Genomic DNA, 15,787 nt, shown 5'->3' on the forward strand with positions numbered 1-15,787 from the left:
CTAGAAATAGTTGATGGGGTTTGTTTTCGTCTCCGATAAAGAGATGGCAAAATTAGGAATTTTTTCGGTAAGATAATCGACCAGCAGGTTTTTTGTAAACTGCTCACTTTCATAGTGTCCGATGTCGGCAACCACCATCCGGTCTGCGGCCCGGAAGAAGTCGTGGTATTTGACGTCGCCTGTGAGCAGGATGTCGGCCCCGGCGGCCCGGGCTGCGTCAATGGCAAAGGCCCCGCTTCCACCTAACACCGCTACCTTTGAAACCAGCCTGTCGTGGAACCTGGAATGGCGGATGCAAGGGGTCCCGAAACGCTCCCGCACCAGTTTTAGAAATTCCCCGGGGGTCATAGGCGATTCCAGTTCCCCGACCATCCCCATTCCCAGGTGCTGGTGGGCATTCGAAAGGGGGGTCACTTCATAGGCGGCTTCCTCATAAGGGTGGTGGGCAAAAAGGGCCTGCAGTACGGCCGGCTCCCGGTCGGCGGTAAAGGTGAGGTGCAACTGGGCTTCCGGTTCCAGGTGCAGTTTCCCCGGCTGGCCAACGGCGGGGTTGGCCTGCTCTGAGGGGAGAAAGCTGCCGGTCCCCTCCAGGGAAAAGCTGCAGTGGCTGTAATCCCCGATTTGTCCGGCACCGGCATCGAATAGCTTTTCGAGCAGGGCGTCTTTCTGGCCCCGGGGAACATAGGTGACCAGCTTTTTGATCATCCCCTGCTTTGGGATCAGGATACGGGTGCGTTGGAGCCCCAGGACCTCGCAGATCTTTCCGTTGACCCCCTGGCGGACGTTGTCAAGGGCGGTATGCATGCTGTACAGGGCCACCTGGTGCCTGATAGCCAGGGCTACGGTCCGTTCCACATAGGTGGCCCCGGTAAGCCTTTTCAGGCCCTTGAAAAGGATGGGGTGGAAACTGACAACAAGGTTGCAATTTTTTTCCACAGCCTCCTCCACCACGGCCTCCAGGGTATCGAGGGTTACCAGGATGCCGGTGACCTCCATATGAGGGTCCCCCACCAGGAGGCCCACATTGTCAAATTCTTCGGCAAAGGCCAGGGGTGCCCTTTCTTCCAGTATACTGGTGATCTCTTTTACGGTCATCCGGGTTTCAGCTTTTGGGTCCCCTCAAAGATAATTAACTATTTTCGCTCCGATGAAGCTGCTCAGAAAACTTGCCTATCCCCTGTCCCTTTTGTACGGCGCTGTGGTTTTCCTGCGCAACAAGGCTTATGATTGGGGCTGGCTGGCTTCGCGCGGGTATGAGGTGCCCGTCTTGTGCATCGGGAACCTCAGCGTGGGGGGCAGCGGGAAGACCCCCATGGTGGAATGGGTGCTCCGGGAACTCCTGCCCGTGCGGCGGGTCGCCGTGTTGAGTCGGGGCTACAAACGCAAGTCCAGGGGGTTCCGGCTCGTGCTACACGGGAGTACTGCCGAACAGGCAGGGGACGAACCCCTGCAGATTGCCCGGAAGTTCCCGGGGGCTATTGTGGCGGTGGATGCCAACCGGCAGCGTGGGATCGAAACCCTAATGGCGCGCGAAAAACCCGAACTGATTATCCTCGATGACGGGTTCCAGCACCGGAAGGTGCGTCCTTTCCGGGCGGTGCTGCTTACGGCTTACGGGGAACTATACCCTGAAGAACCTTATTTGCCGACGGGCAACCTGCGCGACCACCGGTCTCAGGCCGACCGGGCCGACCTGGTGGTGGTCACCAAATGCCCCGTCGACCTTTCGCAAGCCGAAAGGGCCCGCATTCGGGAAAAGCTCGGGTTACGGCCGGGGCAACAACTGGCCTTTGCCTCCCTCGGCTATGGGGACCCCATAGGGCCGGACGGGAAAACGGCAGACTGGTGGGGCTTCGGGGAGGAACCTTTCACTTTGGTTACCGGCATCGCCCGACCCGAACCCCTGGTGGGTTTCCTCAAGGGAAAGGGGCTTTCTTTTGAACACTTCAGGTACCCCGACCACCATGCCTTTACCCCGGGGGACCTGCGCAAGCTCCGGGGCAGGGGTAGGCTGCTGACCACCGAGAAGGATGCGGTGCGGCTGGGGGGGCGCGTTGGGAACCTCTGGGTACTGCCCGTGAGGCACTCCTTTTCCCCTGCAGACCGGGAGGTCATGGAGGGGTTCCTGTCACAGTTTTAGGAAAGGGATTTCCGCATTTTTGGGGCCACCATGTGCTCCCCGATCTTTTCGTAAAAGACGTCGGGCTTAAAGGGTTTGGTCACCACATCATTGCATCCTGCGGCATAGAAGGCTTCCAGGCTGTCGTCGAGGGAGATTGCCGTGAGCGCAATGATGGGGGTATCCGGGTTGAACCGGCGGATTTCCTCCGTGGCCTCGACCCCGCTGATCCCCGGCATATGGATATCCATAAGGATGCCGTCATAGTCGTTGTTTCTGGCCAGATCGATAGCCTCGGTGCCATTGTTGGCAATATCGCAGCTGATGCCTTTTTTGTTCAGCATTTTCCGGGTAATGACCTGGTTGATCTTGTTGTCTTCCACCACCAGCAGGTGCAACCCGTCGTACTGGTAATCCTCGCGGGAAATTTCAAAGGGGATGTCATCGATCAGGTCGTCCCTGCATTTCATTTTCAGCTCAAAGAAAAATGAGCTGCCTTTTCCCAGTTCGCTTTCGAGCTGTATCTGGCTGCCGAAAAGCCCCAGCAGGCTCTTTACAATCGTAAGTCCCAGGCCTGTACCCCCGTATTCCCTGTTGATTTGTATGGAGCCCTGTTCAAAGCTGTCGAAGATGTTGGCCTGCCTGTCCTTTTCGATGCCTATGCCATTATCCCGGATTTCGAAATAGACATTGGCGGTGTCACCAGACTTCTCCAGCAGTTTGGCAATGATCACCACTTCCCCGTCCCGCGTAAATTTCAGGGCGTTGCCCACGAGGTTCATAAAGACCTGCGAAAGCTTTACCGGATCGCTCATCAGATGGGCAGGGATTTGCGGGTCATAGTCCAGGATCAGCTGGTTGTTCCGGTCGCGTGCCGATTGCTGCAGGGAATTGACCACATCGGTCAGGACCTTTTTCAGGTTAGTGTCCACCTCAAGGGGTTCCAGCTTGTCGGCGTCGATTTTGTTGATCTGCAGGATGTCGTTGATGAAATTCAGCAGGTAGTCGCCAGAGAATTTGAGGGCTTTCAGGTGCTCCAGCTGGTTGTTGCGGGGGTTTTCCTCCAGCAGCAGGTGGGTGAGCCCGGTGACCGCATAGAGGGGGGTGCGCAGTTCGTGGCTTACGGTGGAGAGGAAATTGGTCTTCGCCTCCATGGCCTGAACTGCGGCATCACGGGCCAGCTGGAGTTCCCGGTTCTTGGTTTGCAACAGGTCATTGGTCCTGAGCTTGATCTGGTTGTTCCGGTAGAGGGAAACCGCCAGCAGGGAAATGATGGTCAGGAAGGCCGAGGTCAGGATGGTGGCAATTTCGGAACGGTTCGCAGATTCGCTCACCTCCTTGAGGTCCGAACGCAGTTTGTCCACGGTATTGGATAGCTGCTCCAGGACTTCTTTGCTGGCAGCCCTGTTCTCTGCCTCCAGTTTATCGCGGGTATAGAGGGAATCGCTCAGTTTCAGCAGGTTCTGAATGGGGGTGAGTGCCATCTCATACATCCCGCTTCTTTCATACAAATCGGCCATAAGGCGGTTGGCCTTCCTGAATTCCCCGGAGAATTCATTGGCCTGGGCAATCCGCAGGGCGATTTCCCCGTTCCTGATGGCATTTTCATTTTCCCCCCTTGCGGTATAAATCTCGGCCAGCTCAAGGTGGGCCTGGGTCCTTAAAAAATCCTTTTCGTACTCATCGTTGTTGTTAGTGAGCGCGTTGAACCGGGTAATCGCCTCATCCACCCAGTTGGTGCGCTGCTTGTAGATTTTGCCTTCGAGCAGCGTAACCCGGTTTAACAGGTTCCGGTCATTGCTCAGCTTTTTTACTTCCCCGAGCAGTTCCAGGGCGAATTCGGGCAATCCTGCCAGGAATTGAAACTGGGCATACAGGAAAAGGTGCGAGGCAGAGCCGTAATTGTAATCCAGGTTTTCCAGAAGGATGTCAGCACTGTCATAATGGGTTTCGGCTTCCTGGGGCTTGCCCATTTGCAGGTACACCTGGGCATACATGTGGTGGGTGTTGATGGTGTAGTGCACGTTTTCGTTCTGCTGGGCCCATTGTTCAGCCTTTCCAAGGGCCTCCAGGGCCCTGACCATCTTGTCCTGGTTTTTATAGGCGCGGGCACTGGACATCAGTGCCTTGAATTCCATGTCGTCAGCGGAGGGCTGGGCCATAAGCCGCCCTGCAGGGGCCATCAAAAGCAGCCCCAGCGCAAGCCAAAGGATATGTGCGAAGCGCCCTGTCAAATGTAGCCTTTATGCATGAGCCATTTCACCGTGTCGATGATGCGGCTGCTGTAACCGGTTTCGTTATCGTACCACCCGATGACTTTCACCATGGTGCCGATCACCGAAGTCATCTGAGAATCAAACGTACAGGAGTACGAACTATTGTTTATATCGATGGAAACTATGGGGTCTTCGGTGTAAAAAAGGATGTTCTTCATGGCCCCTGCGGCGTGTTGTTTAAAGGCCTCATTGATCTGCCCGATACTTACGGGGTTCCTCACGTTTGCGGTCAGGTCGGTCAGCGAGCCGTTCGGCACGGGCACCCTGATCCCGCAACCGCCGATTACCCCGGCCAGGTGGGGGAAGATGTGCGTGAGTGCCTTGGCTGCCCCCGTGGTGGTGGGGACAATGGACTGGGCAGCTGCCCGGCTCCGCCTCAGGTCGCGATGGGGACGGTCGTGCAGGCTTTGGTCCGAGGTGTACGAATGTACCGTGGTGATATACGCCTGTTCGATGCCGCAAAGGGAATCGAGGATCTGCACCATTGGGGCCGCGTTGTGGGTGGTGCAGGAGGCATTGCTGAAAATGCGGTCCTCAGCCCTCAGGCTTTCGTGGTTGATGCCGAATACCGCCATGGGAATGGAGTCTTCCTCCGGAGGGGCACTGAGCAGTACCCGCGGGGCCCCGGCCCGCAAATGCCCTTCCAGGGCCGCCCGGGTCTTCAGCCGCCCGGTAGCCTCCACAACCAGGTCGACTCCGGCTTCGGCCCACGGAATACGCTCCGGGTCGGGGTGTTGGGTGACCCTGCTGGTCTGCCGGCCCGCCCTGATCTGTCCGCGGCCCGCCTGCACCTCTGCCGGGAACACCCCGTGGATGCTGTCGTATTTGAGAAGGTGGGCCAGGGTATGGGCATCGGCCAGGTCGTTTACCAGGCCTACGTCAATGCCCTCCACCCCGTCAAGCAGTCGGTAGAGGGTCCGGCCGATACGGCCGAATCCGTTGATGCCAAGGGTAATTTTTTTCATGGCCGTGGCGTATGTGGGCTGCCGGCTTAGTCAATATGCTTGTGCGCCTTGTAGGAGGAGCGGACCAGCGCCCCGCTTTCCACATGGCGAAAGCCCATGGCCAAACCGATTTCCCGGTATTTCCCGAACTGGTCGGGGGTGATGAAGGTTTTGACCGGCAGGTGTTTTTTGGAGGGTTGCAGGTATTGCCCGATGGTAACCACATCCACCCCTGCCCCCTTCAGGTCCTCCAGGGTTTGGATGACCTCGGCTACTTCTTCCCCCAACCCCAGCATAATGCCGGATTTGGTCCGCCGGGCCCCATGGTCTTTCAGGTACCTGAGCACGCCCAGGCTACGGTCATATTTGGCCTGAATACGCACCTCACGCGTGAGGCGCCTTACAGTTTCCATATTGTGGGAGATTACCTCCGGGGCCACCTCCAGTATTCGGTCCAGGTGCCTTTCCACCCCCTGGAAATCAGGGATCAGGGTCTCCAGGGTCGTTTCAGGGTTCATGCGCCGGATGGCCTTTACCGTTTCGCCCCACAGGATGGAGCCCATGTCTTTCAGGTCATCCCTGTCCACTGAAGTGATGACGGCGTGCCGGATGCCCATGATCTTGATCGACCGGGCCACTTTTTCAGGTTCCGCCCAGTCCACTTCCTCAGGCCGTCCTGTTTTTACCCCGCAGAAGCCGCAGGAACGCGTGCAGACATTCCCCAGGATCATGAAGGTGGCGGTGCCTTCGCCCCAGCATTCCCCCATGTTGGGGCAGCTCCCCGAGGTACAGATGGTGTGCAGGTTATAGGTGTCTACCAGGTTGCGCAACTGGGTGTATTTCTTCCCGGTAGGCAGCTTGACGCGAAGCCATTTGGGTTTCCCTTTGGGAGGGATGACCGATTCCAGGGTGGAGGTGCTCATAAAACAATTTTCAGCAAATATACAAACAAAAACCCGCCTGCAGTCCCGCAGGCGTTGCAGGCTGCAGGGCAGGGTGGCGACGGGCTCATTCCCCTTTCCGGTCCCCGTCGATCAGGGAGGCGAGCAATTTTTTCGCCCGCAGGAGTTTTACCTTGACGTTGCCGATGGGTTCCTTCAATTCCCGGGCAATCTCCGCATAGCTCAATTCCCGAAAATAGCGCAGTTCAATTACATCCCGGTACGGTTCCTTAAGGCTTTTGAGGTAGTGCAGCAGGGTTTTCAGGTTTTGTTCGGTGATCAGCCGGTCTTCGGCGCTGGGGGCGTCATCCATCACCTCCCGTATCGCCTCCCCGGAGGAGTTTTCCGTCTGTTGCAACACGTTGCGCTTGCGCTTGCGCAACAGGTCCACGTGGAGGTTTTTAGAGATGGTGATCAGCCAGGTATTGAACCCGAACCTGGGGTCGTAGGTGTCGATTTTGTCGAACGCGCGCGCAAAGGTCTGGATGGTGATATCTTCCGCGTCATTTTCGTTTTGTGTCCTTTTGAGCTGGTACCCGTAGACCTCAGGCCAGTAGCGGTCCAGGAGCTGGCTGAAGGCTTTCTGATTGCCTTCCTTGGCTCTTTGAATGATTTGCGATATGTCGGTTTCCTGGGGTTGGGACACAGGGGGGGCTTAAGGGGACTGCGTTGGATCAGGGAGGGGAGGGGCCATGGCTCAGGCCCCGGCGTCCTGATTGCAGTCTTGTTCTGAGGGCAATTTACCGCACATGCCGCAGGCGGCCCCGTCCTTGTTCAGGTGGGGGTTCTGGCTGGCACAGGTGCCGGCAAACCGGCCGTTTTTCTTCGCCCAGATTTTAATGGAGATCCCGGCAAAGGCCACGGCCATCAGCCCGATGGTAAGGAGCATCAGCTTCATAGGGTTCAATTTGTGCAAAGGTATAAAAAAAGCCCCTATCACAAGGGGCTTTCCTTTGCTATGGCAGCTGTCAGTAGTTGATGTTGGCCACGATATTCTGTACGGTGGGGGTCGAATTCCCGCCCTGTGGTTCTATGGTGATGTACCCCAGCGCCTTTTCTCCGTAGGGCAGGGCCAAAAGCTGGTCCTTGTCCCTGAAGTCCTTCAGGATCCCCAGGTTGACCATCTCTCCGTTCACCTCGGCCCACATTTGGTAGCACTGGTCTTCAGGCAATTGGGGCAGGTTCCTGACGTTGATATACGACAACTTTTTCACCGGGTTTACATAGGCGATGGCCTTGAGTTCCCTGGCCTTCTGGTTGCCATTGACCAGGAATTTCCGGGTTTGGGGGTTGTTCAGAACGATAAACTGGTTTCGCACGTCCTCGAGCTGCTGTTTCATGTCGGCTTCCAGGACCTGGATTTTGTTGTTCACCAAGGCATTTTCCTGCTGCAGGTTCTGGTTCTGGTTCCAGAAAAAGTAGGAAGCACCTGCAAAGAAGAGGGCTGCGAAACTGGCGGCAATGGCATACCGGCGAAACCTGCTCCGCCCGGCATGTTGTTGCTGAATGCTGCGGACAATGCGCTCGCGCAGTCCTTCAGGGGTCTTCCTGGAATACAGCCGGGCAAAGGTTTCCAGGTTTTCCTCCAGTTCCCTGTAGGCCTCCCTTACCTCCGGATACATGGCGATGTACCGCTCAACGCGCGCAGATTCCTCTGCGGTGGTGGTATCGAGCAGATACTTTTCAAGCAGGTCGCTTTCAAGGAAAAGGTGTATTTTTTCTTTCATGGCATTATGCATAAATAAACGAACAGGAGGGAGGCTGCCCCGTAGATTTTCTTCAGTTCCCTGAGCCCGATTTTAAGCCTGGATTTGATGGTGCCCAGGGGGATGCCCAGCTCTTCGCTGGCTTCCTGCTGGGTCATCCCCTCAAAAAAGAGGGCTTCCAGTACGGTCCGGTACCTGGGTTCAATCTTATCGAGTTGTTGCTTCATGTCCATCAACTCGGGCCGGAGGTCTTCCACACCTACGTTATATACGCCGGAAACATCCATTTGGATTTCACGCTCCGATTTATTGGACAGGCTGCGAACCTTGTCGATGGCCGTGTTGCGCGTAATCCGGAACAGCCAGGTAAAGAGGCGGGCTTTGGAAGCGTCGTAGGTGTGGGCTTTGTTCCAGATCTTTACAAAACTTTCCTGCAGTACATCCTGGGCGAGCTCCTCATCCCTCACCACCTTGAAAGCCACGCCATAGAGTGTGTCGCCGTAATGCTCGTAGAGCAGGGAAATGGCTTTGTCGTTGCCTTCCTGCAGCAATTCCACGATATGTTTTTCCAGCAGTGTGATCATGGTTTCGGATCCTCGCTGGAAATTTTCAGCGATCGGGCATCCAATTCGGGTTTACGGATCGTAAATAGAGAAACGCTAAGGTAAAAAATAGATTGTTACCCGGCGTCTTAAGCGTGGAATTCGTCTGCCACTGAGGCGGTTTTCAGAAAAAGATTAGTTTGGTTAGTTTGGTTTGGAACAACCCCTGTGGGCCGCTTTTGGCCGCAGGGGTTTTTCTTTTTCTTCCAGCCCCGGGGCCCGGGGGTCAGATCACATTGACTTCGGGCTGCAGGGCTATGGAATACTCGCGCAGCACGGCCTTCCTGATGTCCAGGGAGAGCCCGAGGATTTCCTGCCCGCTGGCCCTGCCGTAGTTGACCAAAACCAGGGCCTGGTGTTCGTGTACCCCGGCATCCCCCTGCCGGAAACCCTTGAAGCCACACCTTTCGATCAGCCATCCGGCGGGGACTTTTACCTCCCCTCCGTCCTGGAGATACCCGGGGAGCTCCGGGAACTGCTTTTTGAGGTCGTCGTACAGGGTTTGCGGGATAACCGGGTTCTTGAAAAAACTCCCGCTGTTTCCCAGCTGCGCAGGGTCCGGTAATTTCCTTTGGCGGATGGCGATCACCGCCCGGGCAACATCCGGGGGCCCAGGGTTGGTTATCCCGGCAGCCTGAAGTTCCTTTTGGAGGTCGCCATAGGAAGTGTGCAACTGGTGTTCCTTTCGGGTGAGCCTGAAATCGACGGAGACGATTATATATTTTCCTTTTCCCTCCCTTTTGAAAAAGGAATCCCGATACCCGAAACGGCAGGCCTCCCGGTCAAAGCGCCTGAGCTTGCCGCTGGCCATGTCAAGGGCCTCGCAGCTTTGAAAAACATCTTTGAGTTCCACCCCGTAAGCCCCGATGTTCTGGATGGGGGCAGTGCCGGCCTTGCCCGGGATGAGTGACAGGTTTTCCAGGCCTCCAAAACCCTGCCGGAGGGACCACATCACCAGTTCGTGCCAGTTTTCCCCGGCCATCACACGAAGGACCACCTCATTTCCCGCTTCCCTGACGATTTCCTTCCCGGGGATGTTGATATACAGGACCAGGGCTTTCAGCGGGCCGGTCAGCAGCAGGTTGCTGCCCCCGCCCAGGATAAAGGGGGGGGGGACCCCCTCCAGCGCCAGGGCCTCCCTGAGGGTGTCCACAGACCGGACTTCAACAAAGTGGCTGGCCTGCACATCGATGCCAAAGGTATTGTAGGGCTTTAGGGATACGTTTTTCCGGAGTTCCATCAACCCGGATATTTTTTGAGGGCTTCCCCGAGGATTCGCACCGCCTTTTTAAGCAGGTCCTGTTCCAGCACATAGGCAATGCGCACCTCCCGAGTGCCCAGGCCGGGGGTGGCGTAAAAGCCTGCGGCAGGGGCTACCATGACCGTCGCCCCTTCCCACTGGAACTCCTCAAGCAACCACTGGGCAAAGTGGTCGGCATCCCCCACGGGGAGTTCCACCATGCAATAGAAGGCCCCCTGTGGTTTCGCTACCCGGACCCCGGGGATCCTGGAAAGTTCCTCGAGCAGCAGGTCCCGGCGTGCCGAATATTCCCCGATGACCTCATCGAAGTACGCCTGTGGGGTTTCCAGGGCAGCTTCACTGGCAATCTGGGCCAGGGTGGGGGGCGAGAGGCGGGCCTGGGCGAATTTCAGGGCCGAATGAACCAGGTCAGGGTTCCGGCTGACGATGCAGCCGATCCGGGCCCCGCACATGCTGTACCGCTTCGATACGGAGTCGACCATAACGGCGTAAGGGTCCAAACCGGGTTCCTGTAAAATCGAATGGTGCTTTTTCCCATCGTAGGCGAACTCACGGTATACCTCATCGGCGACCAAAAACAGGTCGTGTTTCTTTACCAGGTCGGCGAGTTTGCGTATTTCCTCAGGGGTGTAGAGGTAGCCTGTGGGGTTCCCCGGGTTACACAGCAGGATGGCGCGGGTCCGCGGGGTGATATAACTTTCGAAGGTTTCGATGGGGGGCAGGGCAAAGTTGTCTTCCAGGGAGGAGGCTATGGGGACCACCTTGACCCCGTTGGCCATGGCAAAACCATTGTAGTTGGCATAGAACGGCTCCGGGATAATGATTTCGTCGCCCGGGTCTGCGATGCATCCCATAACGAAGGAGAGGGCTTCAGAACCCCCGGTGGTCACCAGGATTTGTTCCGGGGTTACCGCGATGCCATGGGCCCCGTAATAGGCTGCCAGTTTGGTGCGGTAGCTCTCATTGCCCTCGCTCCGGCTGTATTCCAGCACTTCAAGGCGCAGGCTGCGGATGGCCTGCAGGGCCACTTCGGGCGTTTTGATGTCCGGTTGCCCGATGTTGAGGTGGATGACCTGGACGCCGCGTTTTTTGGCAGCTTCGGCGTAGGGCACCAGCTTCCGGATGGGGGAGGGTGGCATCGCCTGGCTTTTTTTCGAGAGGGAGGGCATGGACTTGCGGTTTATGGGGCAAAAATGAGAAATCATCCCGGAGAAAACAACAGAAATATGACCCATCCGGGCCCCGATTCCCCCTGGCCCTGGATTAAGGGAATGTTAAAAATCGGCCTCCCGGGATTTTTTTTGCTATCTTTTGGGTATACGCGTCACATTATGAGAAGGTTGCAATGGAAAAAGTGGGCTGTGGCTGCCCTGTGGCTGGCAGGGGTATCCCCGATGTTTTCCCAGCACTATGCCCTGGGATCCGGGGAAACGAGCACCCGGAAAATTCGTTTTGAACTGATCAACAACCTTATGGTCATCCCGCTGGAGGTCAATGGGGCTTCCCTGAATTTTATCCTCGACACCGGGGTGAGCAAGCCGATCCTCTTCAACCTGGCCGACCAGGATTCCATAGAATTGAAAAATGTTTCCAAAATAACGATCAGGGGGTTGGGGGAAGGCCCGCCCATGGAGGCCCTGCGCTCATCGGGGAATACCTTCCGAATCAACCGGATGGTGAACCCGGGCCAGGAGCTCTATGTGGTCCTGGACCGGGAGATGAATTTTACCCCCAGCCTGGGGTTTCCGGTACATGGCATCATCGGGTACGACTTGTTCCGCGATTTTGTGGTGGAAATTAATTACAACCGCAAATTCCTCCGTTTCCACGCCCCCGAAGCCTATCGCCACAAAGCCCGCAAGGGCGAGGCCACCTTTCCCCTCGAGGTGGAACAGCGCAAAGCCTTCCTCAGCGCTTATGTGGTCGTCGAGGGCCGTCAGGAAGTACCCGTAAAGCTCCTGATGGACTCGGGGAGCAGCGATGCCCTCTGGCTTTTCCCCGACCCCGAAAAGGGGTTGATGGTCCCGGAAAAGCACTACGAAGAGTACCTGGGCAAGGGCCTGAGCGGCATCATTTATGGCAAAAGGACGCAGATTGAACAGGTGCGGATCGGCGAATTTGTCCTTCACGATGCAAAGGCCGCATTTCCCCACATGGAATCCTTCTGGCAGGCTGCCGACCTGGGAGACCGTAGCGGCAGCGCCGGGGGGGAACTCCTAAAACGCTTCAACATGGTGGTGAACTACCCGGCCGGGGAGCTCACCCTCTCGCCCAATGCCTATTTCGACGAACCCTTCCAGTTCAACCTGGCAGGGATTGAGCTCGAACATGCAGGGGTACGCTATATCGCCCAACGGATCTCGGATTCCCGCGGATTTGTGCGTGATGATACCGATACCTTCGGCAATGTCCAAATCATGGTTGGGAACCAGACCAAACTCAGCCTGGTGCCGGAAATCGTGGTGTCGGCCATCCGTGTGGGGAGCCCCGCGGAAGAAGTCGGCTTGCGGGAAGGGGACGTGGTTCTGGCCGTGAACGGCAGGCCCGTGCACCGGTATAAACTGCAGGAAGTCCTGCAAATGATCAATGACAGGAAGGGCAAACGCGTGCGGCTGCTGATCGAACGGTACAACCGCGACCTGATGTTTTCCTTTGTGCTTCGGGAACTTTTCGAATAAAAAAATCCCCGGGAAACCGGGGATTAAAAAGTTTTGCTGCAGCGGGGCTTACTTTCCGTTGACAGCTTTTACATTTCCTTTGATCTTCAGGATTTTTGTCGGGGTATCCGCATTGGATAATACCGTTATGGCCTTGCGGATCGGGCCTGGCCGGCTGGTGTCGTACTTGACCTGGATCTCGCCGCTCTCTCCCGGCTGTATGGGGCCCTCCGGTTTCTTGGGGATGGTACACCCGCAACTGGAGCTGACTTTGGTGATGATCAGCGGGGCGCTCCCGGTATTGGTGAATTCAAAAACCCGTACCCCGTCACTTCCTTTCTCAATCTCACCATAGTCCACGGTTTCTGTCTTGAATTCGATCTTTGCCACTTTTTCCTGGGCGGCAACCCCCAGGCTGAGCAAGCCCAAAAACAGAAGAACTGTCAATTTTTTCATAGTCATTTCGATTTAGGGTGAACTTCAAATGTAGCCAAACCGGCAGGAACATCCAAAATTCTTTTGTTATCCTTTAACGATGCTTATTTTTGTTTCGTATAAAAACACGCTTGTAAATTGGGGGTTTGCCCCCTTTTTAACATCTTTGCCTGCCGTTCCCCAACCTCTGTCAAAAACCGTACCAGGAAAATGGAAATCCCTTCAAAATACGACCCGAAACGCGTTGAGCAGCACTGGTATACCTATTGGATGCAGCACCGGTTTTTTCATTCAACGCCCGACGGACGGGAGCCCTATACCATCGTTATCCCCCCGCCGAACGTCACGGGGGTGCTGCACATGGGCCACATGCTCAACAACACCCTCCAGGATGTGCTGATCCGCAGGGCGCGCATGCAGGGAAAAAATGCCTGTTGGGTACCGGGGACGGACCATGCCTCCATCGCCACAGAAGCCAAAGTGGTGGCCAAATTAAAAGCGGAGGGGGTCCCAAAGGCCTCCCTTACCCGTGAAGCCTTCCTGGAGCACGCCTGGGCGTGGACCCGGGAATACGGGGGGGTCATCCTGGAACAATTAAAAAAACTGGGGTGCTCCTGCGACTGGGACCGCACCAAATTCACCATGGACCCCGACATGGAGGCTTCCGTGATCCGCGTTTTTGTCGATCTCTACCGAAAGGGCCTGATTTACCGGGGGTACCGTATGGTGAACTGGGATCCTGAGGCCCGCACCACCCTTTCCGATGAGGAGGTGATCTACGAGGAGCGGCAGGGGTTCCTGTACTACATCGGATATCCTATTGTAGGTTCCGACGACAGGGTAATCATCGCCACCACCCGTCCGGAAACCCTGCTGGGCGATGTGGCCGTCTGCGTGCACCCCGGGGATGAGCGCTTTACCCACCTGCACGGGAAGCGGGTCAGGGTGCCCATTTGTGACCGGGAAGTCCCCGTGATTGCGGACCCCTATGTAAGTATGGAATTCGGTACGGGGTGTTTGAAGATTACCCCCGCCCACGATGAAAATGATTACCGGATAGGGCAACAGCACGACCTGGAAATCATCGATATTTTCAACCCCGACGCAACCCTGAACCACTACGGCCTGCATTATGAGGGGATGGACCGCTTTGAGGCCAGGAAGGCCATTGTGGGCGAACTGGAGCAGCAGGGCTACCTGATCAAAACCGAGCCGTATACCAATAAGGTGGGTACTTCGGAACGCACCGGGGCAGTGATCGAGCCGCGCCTTTCGGACCAGTGGTTTTTAAGCATGAAGGAGCTCGCCCAGCCCGCCATGGAGGCGGTGCTCAGCACCGGGGAAGTGCGCCTGGTTCCGTCCCGGTTCGAGAACACCTACCGGCACTGGATGGAAAACATCCGCGACTGGAATATCTCCCGGCAGTTGTGGTGGGGCCAGCGCATCCCCGCCTGGTACTACGGCCCCGGAAAGGAAGATTACGCCGTGGCAGATACCCCGGAAGGGGCCCTGGAGCTCGCGCGGCAGCAAAGCGGAAACCCCGGGCTGGAGGCGTCTGACCTCCGGCAGGATGAGGATGTACTGGATACCTGGTTTTCTTCCTGGCTCTGGCCGATCAGCGTTTTTGGAGGCATCCTGGAACCTGAAAATGAGGAAATCGAGTATTACTACCCGACCACCGACCTGGTGACCGGCCCGGACATCCTCTTTTTCTGGGTGGCCCGGATGATTATGGCAGGATACCATTTCAGGGGGGAGCGCCCTTTTGAAACGGTATACCTGACGGGGCTGGTGCGCGATAAACAGCGCAGGAAGATGTCCAAGTCGCTGGGAAATTCGCCTGACGCCCTTGGCCTGATCGAGCAGTATGGGGCTGACGGGGTTCGGGTGGGCCTGCTGCTGAGCGCGGCGGCAGGAAACGACCTGCTTTTCGACGAGGGACTTTGCCAGCAGGGTATGAACTTTGCCAACAAGGTTTGGAATGCCTTTCGCCTGGTGCAGGGGTGGCAGGTGGAAGACCGCCCGCAACCCGAGGAAGCGCTACTGGGTATCCGGTGGTATGAGGCCCGGTTCCAGGCAACCCTGGAGGAAATTGAGGACCATTACGCCAAATACCGGATTTCCGATGCCCTGATGGCCACCTACAAACTGGTATGGGACGATTTCTGTTCCTGGCTGCTGGAAATCGTAAAACCGCCCTTTGGGGAACCCATGGACCGCCGGACCTATGCCGCGGTGATTGGGCTGTTCGAAGGCAACCTGAAATTGCTGCACCCGTTTATGCCCTTCCTTACCGAAGAGGTATGGCAACATATCGAGAGCCGTAAACCCGAGGAGGCCCTGGTAGTGGCCCCCTGGCCTGAAAGGCAACCGTTTGAGGGCGCGCTGTTGGAGGGGTTTGAGTTTACGCGGGAAGTCATCTCCGGCATCCGCACCATCCGCAAGGAGAAAAACATCCCTTTCCGGGAAGCGGTTTCCCTGCAGGTCCTGGACGAGGAAGGGGCAGACCGCAAGTGGGAGCTGTTGGTCCGCAAGCTTGCGAATGTGGACCAGGTTAGCCTTGAGGCTTCAGCCCCCGAAGGCGCCCTTTCGTTCAGGGTGCGCAGCAATGAGTATTTTATCCCCCTTGAAGGGGCCGTGGACCTGGAAGAGGAATTGCGCAAGATTCGGGAAGAACTCGAATACACCCGGGGATTCCTGGCCTCGGTGGAAAAAAAGCTCTCCAATTCCCGGTTTGTGGACAATGCTCCCGAGCAGGTAGTGGCCCTGGAGCGCAAAAAAGCCGCGGACGCCGCCGCAAAAATAGAGACCCTGGAAAAGAGCCTGGCCAAGCTGCAATAAGGCAC

General features: G+C 56.7%; 14 protein-coding genes. 3 read left to right on the plus strand and 11 right to left on the minus strand.

The annotated features are described in order from the left end of the window. Window positions 1–1,095, minus strand: coding sequence for a Nif3-like dinuclear metal center hexameric protein (locus NG653_RS08220; RefSeq protein ID WP_252741214.1), 1,095 nt, complete (start codon window positions 1,093–1,095; stop codon window positions 1–3). A 52-nt stretch (window positions 1,096–1,147) separates the two neighbouring features. Here NG653_RS08220 and lpxK point away from each other — a divergent pair, with 52 nt between their 5' ends. Next, a complete protein-coding gene (gene lpxK, locus NG653_RS08225) occupies window positions 1,148–2,140 on the plus strand; it encodes a tetraacyldisaccharide 4'-kinase (protein WP_252741215.1) in 993 nt (330 codons plus the stop codon). Here lpxK and NG653_RS08230 read toward each other — a convergent pair. The 9 genes from NG653_RS08230 to NG653_RS08270 form a co-directional block, all read right to left on the minus strand. Beyond that, a complete protein-coding gene (locus NG653_RS08230) occupies window positions 2,137–4,353 on the minus strand; it encodes a tetratricopeptide repeat-containing hybrid sensor histidine kinase/response regulator (protein ID WP_252741216.1) in 2,217 nt (738 codons plus the stop codon). The two genes, lpxK and NG653_RS08230, sit on opposite strands and share 4 nt — an antisense overlap. Continuing rightward, complete coding sequence (gene gap / locus NG653_RS08235) at window positions 4,350–5,360, minus strand: type I glyceraldehyde-3-phosphate dehydrogenase (RefSeq protein WP_252741217.1); 1,011 nt, start codon at window positions 5,358–5,360, stop codon at window positions 4,350–4,352. The genes NG653_RS08230 and gap overlap by 4 nt, the downstream gene beginning before the upstream one ends. A 26-nt stretch (window positions 5,361–5,386) precedes the next feature. Next, complete coding sequence (gene lipA, locus NG653_RS08240; RefSeq protein ID WP_252741218.1) at window positions 5,387–6,262, minus strand: lipoyl synthase; 876 nt, start codon at window positions 6,260–6,262, stop codon at window positions 5,387–5,389. Between the two features lie 85 nt (window positions 6,263–6,347). Then, window positions 6,348–6,926: an RNA polymerase sigma factor gene (locus NG653_RS08245; RefSeq protein WP_252741219.1), complete on the minus strand. Its 579-nt coding sequence runs from the start codon at window positions 6,924–6,926 to the stop codon at window positions 6,348–6,350. Window positions 6,927–6,977: 51 nt separating this feature from the next. Continuing rightward, the gene (locus NG653_RS08250) at window positions 6,978–7,178 is read right to left on the minus strand and encodes a membrane or secreted protein (RefSeq protein WP_252741220.1); all 201 of its coding nucleotides are present in this window, start codon (window positions 7,176–7,178) and stop codon (window positions 6,978–6,980) included. A 70-nt stretch (window positions 7,179–7,248) separates the two neighbouring features. After that, window positions 7,249–8,007 (minus strand): anti-sigma factor domain-containing protein, encoded by a 759-nt coding sequence (locus NG653_RS08255; RefSeq protein WP_252741221.1) that lies wholly within the window; start codon window positions 8,005–8,007, stop codon window positions 7,249–7,251. Next, window positions 8,004–8,570 carry an RNA polymerase sigma factor gene (locus NG653_RS08260; protein ID WP_252741222.1) on the minus strand — a complete coding sequence of 189 codons (567 nt, stop codon included), beginning with the start codon at window positions 8,568–8,570 and terminating at the stop codon, window positions 8,004–8,006. Before NG653_RS08260 ends, NG653_RS08255 begins: the two co-directional genes overlap by 4 nt. A gap of 244 nt (window positions 8,571–8,814) precedes the next feature. After that, entirely contained in the window at window positions 8,815–9,828 is a 1,014-nt protein-coding gene (murB, locus tag NG653_RS08265; protein ID WP_252741223.1) for a UDP-N-acetylmuramate dehydrogenase, read from the minus strand. Then, window positions 9,828–11,018, minus strand: a complete 1,191-nt coding sequence (locus NG653_RS08270) for a pyridoxal phosphate-dependent aminotransferase (protein WP_252741224.1) — start codon at window positions 11,016–11,018, stop codon at window positions 9,828–9,830. The genes murB and NG653_RS08270 overlap by 1 nt, the downstream gene beginning before the upstream one ends. Before the next feature lie 162 nt (window positions 11,019–11,180). Between NG653_RS08270 and NG653_RS08275 the strand changes: the two genes are divergently transcribed. Next, entirely contained in the window at window positions 11,181–12,527 is a 1,347-nt protein-coding gene (locus NG653_RS08275) for an aspartyl protease family protein (protein WP_252741225.1), read from the plus strand. Window positions 12,528–12,575: 48 nt separating this feature from the next. On the opposite strand, the gene NG653_RS08280 is transcribed toward NG653_RS08275, so the two are convergent. After that, window positions 12,576–12,962: a DUF1573 domain-containing protein gene (locus NG653_RS08280; RefSeq protein WP_252741226.1), complete on the minus strand. Its 387-nt coding sequence runs from the start codon at window positions 12,960–12,962 to the stop codon at window positions 12,576–12,578. Window positions 12,963–13,151: 189 nt separating this feature from the next. On the opposite strand from NG653_RS08280, the gene NG653_RS08285 reads away from it, so the two are divergent. Continuing rightward, entirely contained in the window at window positions 13,152–15,782 is a 2,631-nt protein-coding gene (locus tag NG653_RS08285) for a valine--tRNA ligase (protein ID WP_252741227.1), read from the plus strand. Window positions 15,783–15,787 lie beyond the last annotated feature (5 nt).

Origin of the sequence: Robiginitalea marina (genome assembly GCF_024006985.1) — a bacterium.
Lineage (GTDB): Bacteria > Bacteroidota > Bacteroidia > Flavobacteriales > Flavobacteriaceae > Robiginitalea > Robiginitalea marina.

Coding starts and splice junctions, on each gene's coding strand:
- NG653_RS08285 (WP_252741227.1), top strand. CDS start 13,152: ATGGAAATCCCTTCAAAATACGACCCGAAACGCGTTGAGCAGCACTGG.
- NG653_RS08270 (WP_252741224.1), bottom strand. CDS start 11,018: ATGCCCTCCCTCTCGAAAAAAAGCCAGGCGATGCCACCCTCCCCCATC.
- NG653_RS08260 (WP_252741222.1), bottom strand. CDS start 8,570: ATGATCACACTGCTGGAAAAACATATCGTGGAATTGCTGCAGGAAGGC.
- lipA (WP_252741218.1), bottom strand. CDS start 6,262: ATGAGCACCTCCACCCTGGAATCGGTCATCCCTCCCAAAGGGAAACCC.
- NG653_RS08250 (WP_252741220.1), bottom strand. CDS start 7,178: ATGAAGCTGATGCTCCTTACCATCGGGCTGATGGCCGTGGCCTTTGCC.
- NG653_RS08280 (WP_252741226.1), bottom strand. CDS start 12,962: ATGAAAAAATTGACAGTTCTTCTGTTTTTGGGCTTGCTCAGCCTGGGG.
- murB (WP_252741223.1), bottom strand. CDS start 9,828: ATGGAACTCCGGAAAAACGTATCCCTAAAGCCCTACAATACCTTTGGC.
- NG653_RS08220 (WP_252741214.1), bottom strand. CDS start 1,095: ATGACCGTAAAAGAGATCACCAGTATACTGGAAGAAAGGGCACCCCTG.
- lpxK (WP_252741215.1), top strand. CDS start 1,148: ATGAAGCTGCTCAGAAAACTTGCCTATCCCCTGTCCCTTTTGTACGGC.
- gap (WP_252741217.1), bottom strand. CDS start 5,360: ATGAAAAAAATTACCCTTGGCATCAACGGATTCGGCCGTATCGGCCGG.
- NG653_RS08275 (WP_252741225.1), top strand. CDS start 11,181: ATGAGAAGGTTGCAATGGAAAAAGTGGGCTGTGGCTGCCCTGTGGCTG.
- NG653_RS08255 (WP_252741221.1), bottom strand. CDS start 8,007: ATGAAAGAAAAAATACACCTTTTCCTTGAAAGCGACCTGCTTGAAAAG.